Here is a 15,345-nt window from a genome sequence, read left to right on the forward strand (position 1 = left end):
GCTGCTCGCGCTCGCGCTCGGCACGGTGCCGGGCAGCCTGGGCGAGACCTCCGCGCTCGCGCTGCTCGCCGGCGGCGCCCTGCTGGTGGCGCGCCGCATCGTGCCCTGGCAGATCCCCGCGGCCCTGCTCGGCACGCTCGCGCTGCTCGCGGCATTGTTCAACCAGATCGACCCCGCGCACTACCCGCCGCCGCTGCTCCACCTGCTCGGCGGCAGCGCGGTCATGTGCGCGTTCTTCATCGCCACCGATCCGGTGGGCGCCCCGGTCACCCCGCTCGGGCGGGCGATCTTCGGCGCGGGCATCGGCGCGCTGATCTACGTGATCCGTACCTGGGGCGGCTATCCCGAGGGGGTCGCCTTCGCGGTCCTGCTGATGAACGCGGCGACGCCGCTGATCGATCGCCTGGTGCGTCCGCGCCGCTACGGCCGCCTGCGCACGGGCAACCCGATCCCCCTGGCCCCGAAGGAGGATGGCCGATGAGCTCGATCGCTGCCGGCGGCCTGCGCCAGCGCCCGGGGCTGCTGCTCGGGGCATTCGCCCTCGGCTGCAGTGCCATGCTGGGCATGGGCGACCTCGCCACCCACGAGGAGATCCGCTTGCGCCAGGCCGAAGACCTGCGCAACGCCCTCGACCAGACCCTCTCCGCCGTGCCCCACGACAACAATCCGGCCGCGGACACGGTCGCGGTCGAGGACGAGGGCCGCGCGGTCACGGTGTATCGCGCGCGCCTGGCGGGCGAGGTGCGCGGTGTGGCCTTCAACTGGGTGAGCGAAGCCGGCTACGGCGGACCGATCACGCTCACCGTCGGCATCGGCCGCGACGGGCGCATCGCCAGCGTGCGCGTGCTCTCGCACAGCGAGACGCCGGGCCTGGGCGACAAGATCGACGTGCGCAAGTCGGACTGGATCCGCGGCTTCGACGGCCGCGGCCTGGACACCGGCACACGCTGGGCGGTGCGCAAGGACGGCGGCGAATTCGACCAGTTCGCCGGCGCCACCATCACCCCGCGCGCGGTGGTGGGGGCCGTCCATGCCAGCCTGAAATTCTTCGCCGGAAACCGCGCGCGCCTGCTCGCCGTGCCGGCCGGCCCCGGTGGCGACGTCGCGGCAACTCGATCGGAGATCCCGTCATGAGCGAAGTGCGCAGGGTCGTCCGCGACGGCCTGTGGGACAACAACGTGGTGTTCGCGCAGATGCTGGGCATGTGCCCGACCCTGGCCACCACCGGCAGCGCCACCAACGGGCTCGGCATGGGCCTGGCCACCACCGTGGTGCTGGTGAGCTCCGGTGTGCTCGTCTCGCTGTTCCGCAACGTCATCGCGCGCGAGGTGCGGATCGCGATCTACGTGCTCCTGATGTCCACCGTGGTCACCCTGGTCGACATGGCGATGAACGCCTGGCTGCACGAGCTGCACAAGGTGCTCGGCCTGTTCATCCCGCTGATCGTGGTCAACTGCGCGATCATGGGGCGCGCCGAAGCCTTCGCCTCCAAGCGCGCGCCCGGGATGGCAGCGCTCGACGGCCTCATGATGGGGATCGGCTTCACCCTCGCGCTGATGGTGCTGGGCGGGGTGCGCGAGGCGATCGGCCAGGGCACCTTGTTCGCCGATGCCTCGATGCTGCTCGGCCAGCACTTCGCCTTTCTCGAACTGCGCCTCGAGGGCTACCGCGGCGTGCTGCTGATGATCCTGCCCCCGGGCGGCTTCCTCGCCCTCGGCTTTCTGGTCGCGGCACGCCAGCGCATGCTCGCCCGCGCCCGCGCGCGCAGCCTCGGCGCCAGCGCAGGTGCGGGGATCACCGCGGGCACCTGATCGAAGCGCAATCGCACACTGCACTGCAGGAGGGAAGGATGAAGATCAGCGTCAGCTACGCGCACCCCGAGAAACCGGCGTGGATGCGCCTCGATGTGGACGAAGGCTGCACGCTGCGTGCGGCGATCGAGCGCTCGGGCATCCTCGCGCGTTACGAGGACATCGACCTGGAGCGCAACAAGGTGGGGATCTTCGGCAAGATCAAGCCGCTCGAGACCGTGCTCGCCGAAGGCGACCGGGTGGAGATCTACCAGCCGATCGTGATCGACCCCAAGACCGCGCCGCGCCGCAAGCGCACGGGCGCGGACGGCGGCGACGGGACCGAGGGGGCCGAGCGGCCTGAAGGGGACTGATCGGGCGGCCCGGATGCGGGCGCGCGCCGCTAGGCGCTCGGGCTCGTCGCCGCCTTCGGATGCGGTGCCCGTGCGGCGATCGAGCGCAGCGCCTCCTTCTCGGCCGCGCCGATCTCGTCGAGGATGGCGCGGATGTCTTCCATCTGGCGTTCGAGCATCGCCCTGCGCGCACCGAGCAGTTCCATGAAGTGCGACATCTGTGCCTGCTCGCCGGGTGCGTTGTCGTAGAGGTCGAAGAGTTCGCGCGTCTCCTGCAGCGAGAAACCCAGCCGCTTGCCGCGCAGGATCAGGCTCAGGCGCACGCGGTCGCGGCGGCTGTAGATGCGCCGGCTGCCGCGACGGGCCGGGCTGATCAGGCCCTGGTCCTCGTAATAGCGGATCGCGCGCGTGGTGATGTCGAACTCCTTGGCGAGATCGGATATCGTATACGTCGTTGCATTCGCCGATTCGCGCACCCGGCCAGCCCTTCCGGCGATCTCTTGATTCATTTCATTCTCCGTTCTGCGATGTCCGCCCATGCCCCATTCTCACGCCGCTCGCACGACGGGGCTCGCACCGGGCTCGCATGCAATCGATCCGACCTGGATGATTGCACAGAAGTTCCGCTAACGTAAACGTCAACGAACGTCCGCGCAAGGACTTGCGCAGCCGTGTGATCCGGGCGCCACCGGGAAGTCGTTGTCCGCGGCGACCCGGGCCTTCAAGGCAGCGCGATCTCGACCGCCGCGGCGGACGGATGGCCCGCCTGCGCGGCGAAGCCCGCGACGCCCTGCAGGAAGATCCGCGCCACCACCCGGGCCATGTCCTCGTAGGACAGCGGACCATCCGGGCGCAGCCAGGTGAAGGTCCAGTTCATCATCCCGAACAGCGCCATCGTGACCGCCTTGTCGAGCGCCACGACGCGCAGGCCGGGCTCGACCGCCTCGATCGCGAGCGCGAAGGCGTGCACCACCCGGCGTTCCTGTTCGTGGATGCGCGCGCGCTGCTCGGGGCTGAGGAACTTGACGTCCTGGATCAGCACGACGTGCTGCCGCCGCCCGCCCTCATATGCCTGCATGAAGCGCAGGATCAGGCGCTCGAGACGCTCGCGCGGCGACTCTGCCGCGGCCTCGACATCCGCCACGATCGCCAGCAGATCCTCGACGTGGCCCGCGGCGATGTCGTAGAGGATGTGTTCCTTGTCGCGGTAGTAGTGATAGAGCAGCGCCTTGGAAACCCCGCACGCGCGCGCGATCTCCGCCATCGACGCGTTATGGAAGCCTTCGGCCGCGAAGAGGCCCGCGGCGGCGTCGAGGATCGTCGCGCGCTGCAACTGGAAGGTCGGCGCCCTGCCTCTGGCCATCGGGGTCTCGCTCCTGTGCTGCGGCCGCTCCGTGGTGCGCAGGCGCACGCACGCCGACCGGGTTGTCCGGGGCACACCGAGGGGGCACGCCGCACGCCCTCGGCGCCTGTCGTCGCCGATCGAGAGGATCGTCCGCATCGCCTCGCCCCTGCATCCTTGCGGGTCGCGGGCTGGTGCTTGCGCTCGATCGCCGTTAACAGGATTGTGCCCGGCAACAGATCCGACCAACCAGTCGATCAATAACAATGTTGCGCTACATCAAGACACGAGTGGTTTTCTTGCACCCCGGCTTGCGTGCCGCGCCCTTCCCATGCACTCACGCGCGCCCTGCACCGCAGCCGGGACCGGGGCCCGTCCTCGATCCGCAGGCCGCGCATCGACGCGAGGGGCGACGCGCCCCGCGCACCGGCATGCTACTGTCGGCCGCACGAGTCCCATCCCATCGGAGCCCAGCCATGCCCTGCTACGAAATCGACGGCGTCCGCCCGGTCGTCCATCCCACCGCCTACGTGCATCCCGACGCCGTGCTGATCGGCGACGTGTTCGTCGGCGCCGGCTGCTACGTCGCCCCGCTCGCCTCGCTGCGCGGCGACTTCGGCCGCATCGTGCTCGAGGAGGGCAGCAATGTGCAGGACGCTTGCGTGCTGCACAGCTTTCCCGGCATCGACACCGTGGTCGAGGTCAACGGCCATGTCGGCCATGCCGCGGTGCTGCACGCCTGTCGGATCGGGCGCAACGCGCTGGTCGGCATGAACGCGGTGGTGATGGACCATGCGGAGGTGGGCGAAGGCAGCATCATCGCCGCCGCCGCCTTCGTGAAGGCGGAAATGAAGATCCCTCCCGGCGTGCTGGTGGCGGGTGTGCCGGCCAAGGTGCTGCGCGAGCTCACCGAGCAGGAGCGCAAGTGGAAGGTGATCGGCACCGACTGCTACCAGAACCTCGCCCGCCGCAGCCTCGCCAGCCTGAAGCCCTGCGAACCGCTGCGCGAGGGCGACCGCGAGCGCGCGCGCTTCGAGATGCCCGACGTCATGCCGCTGAGCGACGCGCGCCGGCGTGCCGGCTGAACGCTCGACGCGGCTGCGCCGGACCGCTCACGCGAAGGGATAGGGCCACTCGTCCTGTCCGTCGGAGAACAGCCTCGCGACCAGCGTGCGCAGCCAGCGGTTGCGCGGGTCGTGGTGGAAGCCCCGGTGCCAGTGCTGGTACAGCTCGATATGCGGGATCGCCAGCGGCGGCTCGGCCATGCGCACCTTCTCGCCCACGCGCGTGAAGTAATGACCGATCGCATGCGGCAGCGTCACCACCAGGTCCGAGCGCCCGATGATGCCGGGCAGGCTCATGAAGTGCGGGGTGCGCAGCACGATGCGGCGCTGGATGCGCAGACGCTCGAGGTATTTCTCGAAGATCTCCTGGCTGCGCCCCTTGGCACGGACGGCGGCGTGCTCGAGCGAGAGGAAGCGCTCGAGCGACAGCTGACGGTCCTGCACCGGATGATCGGCACGCAACAGGCACACGAAGCGGTGGTCGAGCAGCTTCTCGCGGTAGAAGCCGGCGGCGTCGAGGTCGGGGTAATAGCCGATCGCCAGATCGACCTCTCCATCCTCCATCGCGCGCATCAGCTCTCCCGGCGCGAGCGTCACCGAATCGAGCATGGCCAGCGGCGCGAGGCGGCGCACGCTGTCGAGGATGCGCGGCAGGAAGACCAGCTCGCCCACGTCCGAGAGGGCGACGGTGAGGTTGCCCTCGTATTTCGCCGGGTCGAAGCGGTCGGCGACGAAGAAATCGGTTTCCAGCCGCGCCAGCATCGCCCGCGCGCTGCTCGCCAGCGCATGCGTGCGCGCGGTGGGCGTGACACCCGACGCCGTCTTGATGAACAGCGGCTCGCCGAGCGCGCGGCGCAGGCGGCCGAGCGCACTGCTCACGGTCGGCTGGCTCAGGCCGAGGTGCTCCGCGGCACGACTCACGCTGCCGGCCTCATAGACCGCGAGCAGGACACGCAGCAGGTTCAGGTCGAAGTCGCGCAGACTCATGCTGGCCCGAGTGTTATTGATAGGGTCAATAAAGGTAATCCATTCATTGGTATTGTGCAGCATCGCCCGGGGGAATTTAATGGTCCGGACAAACAGATGACGTCCCCGCCCGCGAGGGGAGTCCTGCCGAGGAGACACACCGATCATGTCCACCCATCCCATTTCGGGCCACGCGCCCGCGCTGCGAACCACCGTCTGCGGAGCGACATCATGAACGCCGCCGAACGGCTGCTCGCCGGCGATCCCGGGCGGATCGCGCTGATCGAGGGCGATGTCCGCATCGACTACGCCGGCCTGCGCGCCGATTCCATCCGCAGCGCCGCAGCCCTGCTCGACGCCGGGCTGCGCCCGGGCGACGCCTGCGTGCTCGCCCTGCCCGACGGCATCGAATGGGCTGCCGCCTTCATCGGCATGCTGTGGGCGGGGGTGCGGCCGATCGCGATCAACCCGCGCACCACCACCACGGCACTCGCCGACCTGATGCTGGACTCGGGCGCCGCCGCGGCCTTGCTAGAGGACGAGGCCGCGCGTGCGCTCGGCGACAAGCGCGCGATCGACCTCGCCGAGTGGCGCCGCCGCGTGGAGCGCGCCACCGCGACCCCCGCGGCCGCACCCGCCGCCGACGACGATCCCGCCTTCCTGCTCTACTCCTCCGGCACCACGGGCCGCCCCAAGGGCATCCTCCACGCCCACCGTGCAATCCGCGACGCCCACGTGTTCGCCCGCGACCTCCTCGGCGCCCGCCCGGAGCACCGCTTCTATTCCAGTTCCAAGCTGTTCTTCGCCTACCCGCTCGCCAACGCCTTCTTCGCCGGCCTGCGCCTGGGCGCCACCGTCGTGCTCGACCCCGAATGGCCCGACCCGGCGCGCGTCGCGGCGATGGTCGAGCGCCACGAGCCGCACATCTTCTTCAGCGTGCCCACCCTCTACCGCCGCCTGATCGATGCCGGCGTGCGTTTCCGCGGCGTGCACGCCGCGGTCTCCGCCGGTGAGGCCTGTCCGCCCGCGCTTGCGCGCGACTGGCAGGCGATGACCGGAGTGCCGCTGGTCAATGGCTACGGCACCACCGAGACGCTGTCGCTGGTGCTCTACCGCACGCCGGAGATGGACGCCGCGTGCCCCACTCCACTCACCGAGATCCACCCGGAGCAGCTCACCAGCGGCGAGCTCGAGACCTGGCGGCTGTGGTTCTCCCACCCCGCAGTCGCGCTCGGTTATACGCGCGTGGTCACCCACGACAGCGCGCGCTTCGCCGACGGCCGCTTCGCCCCCGGCGACGTGTTCCGCCGTGCCCCCGACGGGGAAGGCTGGCTGTTCGCCGGCCGCAGCGACCAGCTCGTCAAGGTGTTCGGCCGCTGGGTGGACGTGGTCGCGGTCGAGCAGGCCGTGCAGGAACGCATGCGCGGCAAGGCCGAGGAGGTGTGCGTGATCCCGGCGCAGGGCGAGGACGCGGACATGATCCGCCTGCACCTCTTCGCCATTCCCGGCGACCTGCCGCCACCGCAGGTGCTGGCCGCCGCGCAGGCCGCGATCGAGAGCCTGCCGCCCTACCAGCGCCCCGAGAAGATCCACCTCGTGGACCACTTCCCGCGCACCGACACCGGCAAGCTGCGCCGCAACGAGCTCGCGCGCAGCACCGGCTGAAGCGCGTCCTTGCCGAGCGCGGCCCCGGACCTGTCAGGCACCGGGGCCGCTCGCCGCCCGGTCGAGCGCCCGCTCGACGCTGTCGATCTTGTCCTGCATCGTCTGCTCGCGGTCGGTGCGCGTGCCCAGGCGGATCGAGGTGGTGATGCGCGGCGCGCCCATCGCATGGACGACCTCGTGGCAGCGCTTGACCGCGGCCATCACCTCGTCCCACTCGCCCTCGATATTGGTACCGTAGGCATGGAGCTGCGACACGAGGCCCGCCTCGCGGATCACCCGCTCGCAAGCCGCCACATACGATGAAACCGACAGCCCCACGCCGAGCGGAACCACGCACAGATCGAGAATGACTTTCACGGACGCCTCCACCAGCGCTCTTCGAAACGCCCGATTCTAGCGCCGCAACCGGCCCCTGCGCGCCGCCGCCGGAGCACCAGCGGGCAGGACCTCCGCAATTTCCGCGCCCGCCAGCTCGCGCCACTCGCCCACGCCCAGCCCGGCCAAGGTCCAGGGCCCGATTGCGACCCGAACCAGCCGCAACGTGGGATGGCCGACCTTGGCCGTCATCCGGCGTACCTGGCGGTTCTTGCCCTCGCACAGCACGATCTCGATCCAGCTCGTCGGCACCGACTTGCGAAAGCGCACGGGGGGATCGCGCGGCCACAGCCAGTCGGGCGCCGGCATGCGGCGCGCGGCGCACGGCAAGCTGCGGAAGTCCCCCAGATCCACCCCCGCACGCAGGATCGCCAGCGCGGCCTCGTCGATCTCCCCCTCCACCTGCACCAGATAGGTCTTGGCCAGCTTGTGGCGCGGATCGGCAATGCGGTGCTGCAGGGCACCGTCGCCGGTGAGCAGCACCAGGCCCTCGCTGTCGGCATCGAGGCGGCCCGCGGCATAGACACCGGGCACCTCCACGTAGTCCTTCAGCGTGCGGCGACCGGCTTCGTCGGTGAACTGGCACAGCACGCCGAACGGCTTGTTGAGCAGCAAGAGGCGTGTCTCAGCTCGTCCTTCGGCAGGAGTGTCGGATTTTTTTACACCCGATGCAGGCTCGCGCTTGGGCACTCGTTTCGGCAAATCCATGAAATTCCTGTGCTTCCTCATTCCAGGGGCTTCTTAGGCATGTCGGCAAGAATTCCATAACCATTAATTTGGCCGGGAGCACGCGCGATGCCGTTTCGTCGATGTCAGCAAGGGGCTGCCCGCCGGCAAGCACCGCCGCGCCCACGAAGTGCTCGTCCTGATCGGCAAGCTCTACGCCATCTAGAAGAACACGCGCAAACTCAAGGCCACCGAGTGGCTCGCGCTACGCCAGGGCCGAAGCCGCGCTGTCATCAATGAACTGCGCTGCTGTCGTGACCAAGTGCTCCCTACCGTGCCACCGTCCTCGGTGCTCGGAGGTGCGCTGGGCGACTTGCATCGGCAGTGGCCGCGTCCGACGCGCTACCTCGAGCGCGGCGATCTGCCGATCGACAACAACCCGGCCGAAAACGCCAAGGCCAACGGCGTCGAGCCGTACCTGTGGCTGCGCCAAGTGGTGCGCGCCTTGCCCACCACGACCACCGTCGAACACTTCGAGGCCCTCCTGCCTTGGAATCTCGAGGCGGAGCAGTTGATCACATACGGCGTGAGAATTCTCCACAAACAATAAAGCCCCGGCTAGCGGGGCTTTTTGTCGCCATCTTCAAGCTGCTGCGCGCTCAATGGAATGCGCTGAATGCCTATATTATTGGCGGAAGCTCAGGGATTCGAACCCTGGAACCCTTGCGGGTTGCCGGTTTTCAAGACCGGTGCAATCGACCACTCTGCCAAGCTTCCGCAGGACTGCAAAGTATACCACCGCGACGCACCCACATCGGAGGGCGAGCGCCCCCGCTCAGCCCGGCCCGACTTCAGTCCCCGGGGTGCGCTCGAAGAGCGCCACGGACTCGACGTGCGAGGTCTGCGGGAACATGTTGGCGATCCCCGCCGCGGCGAGCCGATAGCCCTTCTCGTGCACCAGCACCGCGGCGTCGCGCGCCAGGGTCGCCGGGTTGCACGACACATACACGATCCGCGATGGCCCGCGTGACGGGTCGATCGCCTTCACCACCGCGATCGCGCCCTCGCGCGGCGGATCGATCAACAGCTTGTCGAGCCGGCCGAGCGCGGCCAGGCTGTCCTCGGTGGTCTCGAACAGATTCGCGGAGTGGAACTCACAGCGCGCAGCGAGCCCATTGCGCGCCGCGTTGGCATGGGCGCGCTCGACCAGGGCCTCGCTGCCCTCCACACCCACCACCTCGGCGCCGAGGCGCGCGATCGGCAGGCTGAAGTTTCCCAGCCCGCAGAACAGGTCTGCGATACGCTCGCCCGGGCGCGGGTCGAGCAGTTGCATCGAACGCCGGATCAGCAGTCGATTGATGTCTGCGTTCACCTGGGTGAAGTCGGTAGGGCGGAAATCCAGCCGCAGGCCGAACTCGGGCAAGGTGTAGAACGGTAGCTGCGCGTTCGCCGGGTGCAGAGGCCGCGCCGAATCGGGGCCCGCGGGCTGGACCCAGGCCTGGATGCCCTCGGCATCGGCGAAGGCGGCGAGCTGCTTCTCGTCCGCCGCGGAGAACGGCAGCAGGTTGCGAAACACGAACACGGTGCTGTCCTCGCCCACCGCGATCTCGACCTGAGGCAGGCGCTCCGCGATCGACAGCCCGGCCAGCATCGTGCGCAGGCGCGGCAGCAGCGCCGAGATCGCCGGCGGCAGCACCGGGCAGGTGCGCATGTCGACGATGTAGCTCGAGCGGCGCTCGTGAAAACCCACGCGCAGCCCACCCTTGCTCGGCACCAGGCGCACGCCCAGGCGCGCGCGGTAGCGGTAGCCCCAGGCGGGACCGTGGATCGCCGGCAGGATGCGGTCGGCGTGCAGCTTGCCGATGTGGCGCAGCGCGTCCTCGAGGAGGCGCTGCTTCACCGCGGCCTGCGCATCCGCATCCAGATGTTGCATGGAGCAGCCACCACACACGCCGTAATGCGGGCAGCGCGGCGCCACGCGCTGCGCGCTCGGGCGCAGCACGCGCACCACCTCACCCTGCTCGTAACTCGGTTTGGCACGCCGCACGACGTATTCGACGCGCTCGCCCGGCAGGGCGCCCTCGACGAATACCGCCTTGCCCTCGACGCGGGTCACGCCACGGCCTTCGTGGTCCAGGGAATCGATCTTGGCTGTCGGCATGGTCGTGCGAGAGGGTTCGGGAAGCGCGCGATTCTACCGCGCCACGCCTGCGCGGATGTCCGCTTCAGGCAATGTCTCCTTACCTTTGGGCCCCACTTGCGCGCCGCCACCTCATCCGGACGACATGATCCCCCATGCTAGAATCTTTGTGCATTGCGGCATACAGCGCGGAAGACGGGGTCTCCCGGCGTCCGCCGAAACAAGCCGTACGCACCCCGACCCCCAGAACAAGGAAGACAGACCATGAAGCATTCCATCCTCGCCGCCGCCCTCGTCGCCCTCGCCGTGTCTGCCTGCGGCAAGAAGGAAGAGCCGGTCGCGGTTCAGCCGGCACCCTCGGCCCAGGAACAGATGAAGGAATCGGCCGCCCAGGCGGTGGAAGCGGCCAAGGAGAGCGCGAAGGCCGCCGGCGACGCTGCCGCGGCCGGCGCGCAGGCCGTCAAGCAAGAGGCCGCCGCTGCGGTCGAGGCCACCAAGGAAGCCGCCGCCACCGCGGCGGCCAAGGCGGACGCCGCCGCTGACGCGGCTGCGAAGAAGGCCGATGCCGCGGTCGAGGCGGTCAAGGACGCCGCCGCCGAAGCCAAAGCGGACACCGTCGATGCCGCGGCCCAAGCCAAGGCGGCCGCCGAAGCCGCGGTCGGCGCCGCCAAGGAATCGGCAGCGAAGTAAGCGCCCGCTGCACGACGCGGAAAAAAGCCGGCTTCATGCCGGCTTTTTTCATGCTGTCGCTTCGCAGAAGGCCGCTCCCGCGGTCGGGGGACACGGCCTCGTTGAGGCCCTCTCCCCCTTGTAGTTCAGCGCAGTTGTTCGCGCAGCAGGCCCAGCATGCGGCGCGCAGTGTCGGAGTTGTCGAGCCCGCCCTCGCGGGTGAGCACACTGACCCGCGAAGCCTCGCCCTGCCCCTGCACGCGCAGACGGTATTCGCTCCCCCCGGCGGCCGGCTTGGCGTCGCTGCGCCAGAAGGCAAGCCGCGACAGGAAGCCCTTCTCGGGGCTGCGGTTGTCCGCATCCGGGTCGACGTAGCGCACGAAGTACAAGCCCTGCGCACGGTCGCGGTCCTCGACCGTGAAGCCGATGCGGTCGAGCGCGAGGCCGACGCGACGCCAGGCACGATCGAAGGCCTCGTCCATCACCAGCATTACCTGGCCGTCGGGCGCGGCGGCGATACGCGCCCGCTCCGACGCCTGCTGCGGCGTGGCGATTGCGGCCTCCGCGCGCGCTTCCTCCGCGCCGAGGCGGACCATCAGGCGGCGCAGCATCTCGGCCTCGAGTTCGGGGTCGGCCGGACGCGGTTGCCAGATCGTCGAGTCCTTGGCCTCGGTCGGGTAGATCTCCATCATGCCGCGGTGCGAGATGTAAACCTCCACCGTGCCCGTCTCCTTGCCCTGCTCGAGGCGGGTGCGGAACTTGTCGCGCTCGGGGGTCGAGAACAGGCCGTCGAGCACCTTGCCGATGCTGGAACGGAGAAAATCCTGCGGGATCTTGGCGCGATCCTCGGCCCAGTCGGTCTCCATGACGCCGATTTCCGGGCTGTCGATGTTGAGGATGAAGCCGAGTTCGAGCCAGAAATCCTTGATCTGCGGCCACAGCTCCTCGGGCGTGCCACCCACCACCAGCCAGCGCTGGCTGCCCGCGCGCTCGATGCGCATGGTGTCGGACTTGGCGAGCACCGCAGGACCACTGGAGGCCTGCGCCGGCTGGCCGGCACGATCGGCCGTGTAGGCGGAGTAGGTGGCGACGCCGCGCGGGGCGACATCGGGCACGGCGAAGCGGTCGTCGCGCTGCGGCGCGGTGAGATCGGGCGGGATCTCGAGGGGGCGTTCGATCTGTTTCGCGCTCTTGTAGTCGATGCGCTTGGATTCGAGCAGCGATCCTGAACAACCGCCGAGCGCGATCGAGAGCGCGAGCAGGGACAGGGAGGTGCGCTTGGAGCGGATCATGGAAGTCCTGGGCAGAGAGGTTCGGATCAGGCCTGGATGCCGGCCTTGCGCATCGCCGCGCGCACGCGCTCGTGATGGGCTGCGGACAGCGGGGTGAGGGGCAGGCGGAGGCCGTCGCCGATCAGCCCCATGCGCGCCACCGCCCACTTCACCGGGATCGGGTTGGCCTCGCAGAAGAGGTCGCGATGCAGGCCGGTGAGCCCGGCGTTGGTCTCGCGCAGCGTGCGCATGTCTCCCGCGGCGGCGGCCGCGCACAGCGCATGCATGGCGCGCGGCGCGACGTTGGCGGTCACCGAGATGACGCCGTGGCCGCCGAGCATCAGGAAGGCGGCAGACGTCATGTCGTCGCCGCTGTAGAGCCCGAAGTCCGCCGGCGCACGCTCGATGAGGTCGCAGGCGCGGTCGAGGTTGCCGGTGGCGTCCTTGAGGCCGACGATGTTGGGCACCTCGGCAAGGCGCATCACGGTTTCGTTGGCGAGGTCGGCGACGGTGCGGCCAGGCACGTTGTAGAGGATCAGCGGCAGCTCGACCGCCTCGGCGATGGTGCGGAAGTGGCGGTAGAGGCCTTCCTGGGTGGGCCTGTTGTAGTAGGGCACCACCGAAAGATGCGCGTTCGCACCGGCCTGCGCGGCGAAGCGTGCGAGTTCGACCGCCTCGGCGGTGGAGTTGGCACCGGTCCCGGCGATCACCGGCACGCGCCCCGCGCAGTGCTCGACGGCCACACGGATCAGCTCGCAATGTTCGTCCACGGTGACCGTGGGCGACTCGCCGGTCGTGCCGACGATCACGATGCCGTCGGTACCTTCGGCGATGTGCCAGTCGATGAGGCTGCGCAGGCGGGGGAAATCCAGGCTGCCGTCGTCGTGCATGGGCGTGACGATGGCGACAAGCGATCCGGTAATCATGGCATCCGACAGTGAATTAAAGCTGGGATTCTAACCGATCGCCGCGCGCGGTCGAGCCCGCCGCTGTTACAGGACGCGGCCGGCAGGCCCTTTGCGCGGGCGTGCCGGCCGGCGGCGGCGGCTCGGCGAGCGGGGCTCAGAGATCGGCCAGGGTCTTGATGTGGGCCACCACCGAGCGCGCCAGCGAGGACAGCGAATAGCCGCCTTCGAGCACGGAAACGATGCGCTTGTGGCCACAGGACTCGGCGACGCCCTTGATCTGCTGAGTGGCCCAGATGTAGTCGGCCTCGAGCAGGCCGAGCGAACCCATGTCGTCCTCGTAGTGCGCGTCGAACCCGGCGGAAATGAAGATCATCTGCGGGCTGTGGCTGCGCAGCGCGGGCACGACGATGTCGCCGAAGACCTGTCGGAAGGCATCGCCCCGCGTACCCGCCGGCAGCGGCACGTTGCACATGTGCGCGGGGGGATTCTCGGTGCCGCAATACGGGTAGAAGGGATGCTGGAAGATCCCCGCCATCATCACCCGCGGGTCGTTGCGGAAGATGTCCTCGGTGCCGTTGCCGTGGTGCACGTCGAAGTCGACCACCGCGACGCGCTCCAGCCCGTGTGCCTCGAGCGCATGACGGGCAGCGATGGCAACATTGTTCATGAAGCAGAACCCCATCGCCTTGGCGCGTTCGGCATGGTGGCCGGGCGGACGCACCGCGCAGAACGCGTTCTCGATCTCGCCCTTCATCACCAGGTCGGTGGCGTACACCCCCGCACCCGCCGAACGCAGCGCCGCCTTCATCGTGCCCGGGCTCATCGCGGTGTCGGGGTCGAGGTGGCGAATGCCGTGCTCCGGCACGCTCTCGATCAGGTTGTCGAAATACTCGGCCGGATGCACGCGCAGGATGTGCTCGCGCTCGGCGAGCGGCGCATCGAAAAAGGACACGTACATATCCAGCCCCGACGCGATCAGGCGATCGTTGATCGCCGACAACCGGTCGGGGCACTCGGGATGCATCGCGCCCATGTCGTGCAACCAGCAGTCACGGTGAGTAATGAATGCTGTCGTGGTCATACTCCTCCCTCTCGCCTCGCGGACGACGGACGCGGGGCGAAACGCACCCCGCGCCGACTCTGGCGGCCGCCAACCGTGTTGAGCCCGATCGTCGGGCCGCTCGCCTTTGTCGTCTATTATCACCGCTTCCAGGCCAATTTCACAGTGCGCACGATGACCCTGCACCATGCGAATCGTCTGCTCGAGGCCGCCTCGCGCATCATCCTCGGCAAGGAGCGCGAGTTGCGCCTCGCGCTCGCCTGCCTGATCGCGCGCGGCCACCTGCTGATCGAGGACGTACCGGGCGTCGGCAAGACGACGCTCGCGCATGCGCTCGCCCGCCTGATGGGGCTGCAGTTCCAGCGCATCCAATTCACCAGCGACCTGCTGCCCGCGGACATCCTCGGCGTCTCCATCTTCGACCGCGACACCGCCGCCTTCCGGTTCCACCCCGGGCCGGTGTTCGCCCAGCTCGTCCTCGCCGACGAGATCAACCGCGCCACGCCGAAGACGCAAAGCGCGCTGCTGGAAGCCATGGAGGAGCGCCAGGTCACCGCCGACGGCCAGACCTGCGCGCTGCCCGAACCCTTTTTCGTGATCGCCACGCAGAACCCCGCCCACCAGATCGGCACCTTCCCTCTGCCCGAGAGCCAGCTCGACCGCTTCCTGCTGCGCATCCGCCTCGGCTACCCGGACCCGCTGGCCGAGCGCGCACTGCTAATGGGCGAAGACCGGCGCGGGCTGCTCGAGCGCCAGCCGGCGGTGATCGGCCCGGCCGAACTGCTCGCCATGCAGCAGGCGGCGCAGGGCTTGCATGTCACCGGGGCGCTCGTCGCCTATGTCCAGGCCCTGCTCGCCGCCACCCGCAACAGCGCGGAGCTCGCCGGCGGACTGAGTCCGCGCGCCGGCCTCGGCCTGCTCGCCGTGGCGCGTGCCTGGGCGCAGCTCGACGGCCGCGACCACGTGCTGCCGGAGGACGTGCAGGCCCTCTTCCCCCACGTCGCCGCGCACCGCCTGCACCTCGCCGGCGACGGCCGCCCGGCGCCGCAGGCGACGCTGCTGCGGCTGCTGCAGGC

General features: G+C 69.3%; 18 protein-coding genes, 1 tRNA gene and 1 pseudogene. 10 read left to right on the plus strand and 10 right to left on the minus strand.

All coding sequences use genetic code 11. From position 1 onward, the window contains the following. The 4 genes from C665_RS13630 to C665_RS13645 form a co-directional block, all read left to right on the plus strand. Positions 1-481 (plus strand): RnfABCDGE type electron transport complex subunit D (locus C665_RS13630; protein ID WP_040829295.1); only part of this gene is annotated, 481 nt, incomplete at its 5' end. After that, entirely contained in the window at positions 478-1,134 is a 657-nt protein-coding gene (locus C665_RS13635; protein ID WP_004314918.1) for an RnfABCDGE type electron transport complex subunit G, read from the plus strand. The genes C665_RS13630 and C665_RS13635, both read left to right, overlap by 4 nt. Further along, on the plus strand, positions 1,131-1,811 hold the full coding sequence (locus tag C665_RS13640; RefSeq protein ID WP_004314920.1) for an electron transport complex subunit E: 681 nt from the start codon (positions 1,131-1,133) through the stop codon (positions 1,809-1,811). The genes C665_RS13635 and C665_RS13640 overlap by 4 nt, the downstream gene beginning before the upstream one ends. A 38-nt stretch (positions 1,812-1,849) precedes the next feature. Then, on the plus strand, positions 1,850-2,164 hold the full coding sequence (locus C665_RS13645) for an RnfH family protein (protein WP_004314921.1): 315 nt from the start codon (positions 1,850-1,852) through the stop codon (positions 2,162-2,164). Positions 2,165-2,193: 29 nt separating this feature from the next. On the opposite strand, the gene C665_RS13650 is transcribed toward C665_RS13645, so the two are convergent. Both C665_RS13650 and C665_RS13655 read right to left on the minus strand, forming a co-directional pair. Next, entirely contained in the window at positions 2,194-2,652 is a 459-nt protein-coding gene (locus C665_RS13650) for a MerR family transcriptional regulator (protein WP_004314923.1), read from the minus strand. A 212-nt stretch (positions 2,653-2,864) separates the two neighbouring features. Continuing rightward, positions 2,865-3,506, minus strand: coding sequence for a TetR/AcrR family transcriptional regulator (locus C665_RS13655; protein WP_004314925.1), 642 nt, complete (start codon positions 3,504-3,506; stop codon positions 2,865-2,867). Positions 3,507-3,961: 455 nt separating this feature from the next. Here C665_RS13655 and paaY point away from each other — a divergent pair, with 455 nt between their 5' ends. After that, positions 3,962-4,570, plus strand: a complete 609-nt coding sequence (gene paaY, locus C665_RS13660) for a phenylacetic acid degradation protein PaaY (RefSeq protein WP_004314927.1) — start codon at positions 3,962-3,964, stop codon at positions 4,568-4,570. A gap of 27 nt (positions 4,571-4,597) precedes the next feature. Here paaY and C665_RS13665 read toward each other — a convergent pair whose 3' ends face one another. Next, positions 4,598-5,536 (minus strand): LysR family transcriptional regulator, encoded by a 939-nt coding sequence (locus tag C665_RS13665; protein WP_004314929.1) that lies wholly within the window; start codon positions 5,534-5,536, stop codon positions 4,598-4,600. A 210-nt stretch (positions 5,537-5,746) separates the two neighbouring features. Between C665_RS13665 and C665_RS13670 the strand changes: the two genes are divergently transcribed. After that, positions 5,747-7,180, plus strand: a complete 1,434-nt coding sequence (locus C665_RS13670; protein WP_004314931.1) for an AMP-binding protein — start codon at positions 5,747-5,749, stop codon at positions 7,178-7,180. Positions 7,181-7,213: 33 nt separating this feature from the next. Here the strand turns inward: C665_RS13670 and C665_RS13675 are convergent, their stop codons facing one another. After that, a complete protein-coding gene (locus C665_RS13675) occupies positions 7,214-7,537 on the minus strand; it encodes an MTH1187 family thiamine-binding protein (protein WP_004314933.1) in 324 nt (107 codons plus the stop codon). 36 nt (positions 7,538-7,573) lie between these two features. Beyond that, the gene (locus C665_RS13680) at positions 7,574-8,170 is read right to left on the minus strand and encodes a pseudouridine synthase (RefSeq protein ID WP_004314935.1); all 597 of its coding nucleotides are present in this window, start codon (positions 8,168-8,170) and stop codon (positions 7,574-7,576) included. A gap of 307 nt (positions 8,171-8,477) precedes the next feature. Between C665_RS13680 and C665_RS21390 the strand changes: the two are divergent. Further along, a pseudogene (locus C665_RS21390) lies at positions 8,478-8,663 on the plus strand (IS66 family transposase); the annotation flags it as partial. Then, entirely contained in the window at positions 8,649-8,831 is a 183-nt protein-coding gene (locus tag C665_RS21395) for a transposase domain-containing protein (RefSeq protein WP_370695915.1), read from the plus strand. The pseudogene C665_RS21390 and the gene C665_RS21395, both read left to right, overlap by 15 nt. A gap of 79 nt (positions 8,832-8,910) precedes the next feature. Here the strand turns inward: C665_RS21395 and C665_RS13690 are convergent. Both C665_RS13690 and rlmD read right to left on the minus strand, forming a co-directional pair. After that, positions 8,911-8,998, minus strand: a tRNA-Ser gene (locus tag C665_RS13690). Positions 8,999-9,056: 58 nt separating this feature from the next. Next, a complete protein-coding gene (gene rlmD / locus C665_RS13695; protein WP_004314939.1) occupies positions 9,057-10,382 on the minus strand; it encodes a 23S rRNA (uracil(1939)-C(5))-methyltransferase RlmD in 1,326 nt (441 codons plus the stop codon). Positions 10,383-10,625: 243 nt separating this feature from the next. On the opposite strand from rlmD, the gene C665_RS13700 reads away from it, so the two are divergent. Further along, positions 10,626-11,051, plus strand: a complete 426-nt coding sequence (locus tag C665_RS13700) for a hypothetical protein (protein ID WP_004314941.1) — start codon at positions 10,626-10,628, stop codon at positions 11,049-11,051. Positions 11,052-11,176: 125 nt separating this feature from the next. On the opposite strand, the gene bamC is transcribed toward C665_RS13700, so the two are convergent. From bamC to C665_RS13715, 3 genes are all read right to left on the minus strand, one after another. Continuing rightward, the gene (gene bamC / locus C665_RS13705; RefSeq protein ID WP_004314942.1) at positions 11,177-12,322 is read right to left on the minus strand and encodes an NlpB/DapX family lipoprotein; all 1,146 of its coding nucleotides are present in this window, start codon (positions 12,320-12,322) and stop codon (positions 11,177-11,179) included. A 26-nt stretch (positions 12,323-12,348) separates the two neighbouring features. Next, on the minus strand, positions 12,349-13,227 hold the full coding sequence (dapA, locus tag C665_RS13710) for a 4-hydroxy-tetrahydrodipicolinate synthase (RefSeq protein WP_004314943.1): 879 nt from the start codon (positions 13,225-13,227) through the stop codon (positions 12,349-12,351). A 136-nt stretch (positions 13,228-13,363) separates the two neighbouring features. Next, entirely contained in the window at positions 13,364-14,290 is a 927-nt protein-coding gene (locus C665_RS13715) for a histone deacetylase family protein (protein WP_004314944.1), read from the minus strand. A 153-nt stretch (positions 14,291-14,443) separates the two neighbouring features. Between C665_RS13715 and C665_RS13720 the strand changes: the two genes are divergently transcribed. After that, on the plus strand, positions 14,444-15,345 hold a 902-nt coding region (locus tag C665_RS13720), incomplete at its 3' end, for an AAA family ATPase (RefSeq protein WP_040829303.1).

The sequence above is a fragment of the Thauera aminoaromatica S2 genome (assembly GCF_000310185.1).
In the GTDB taxonomy this organism is placed as follows: Bacteria; Pseudomonadota; Gammaproteobacteria; order Burkholderiales; family Rhodocyclaceae; genus Thauera; species Thauera aminoaromatica.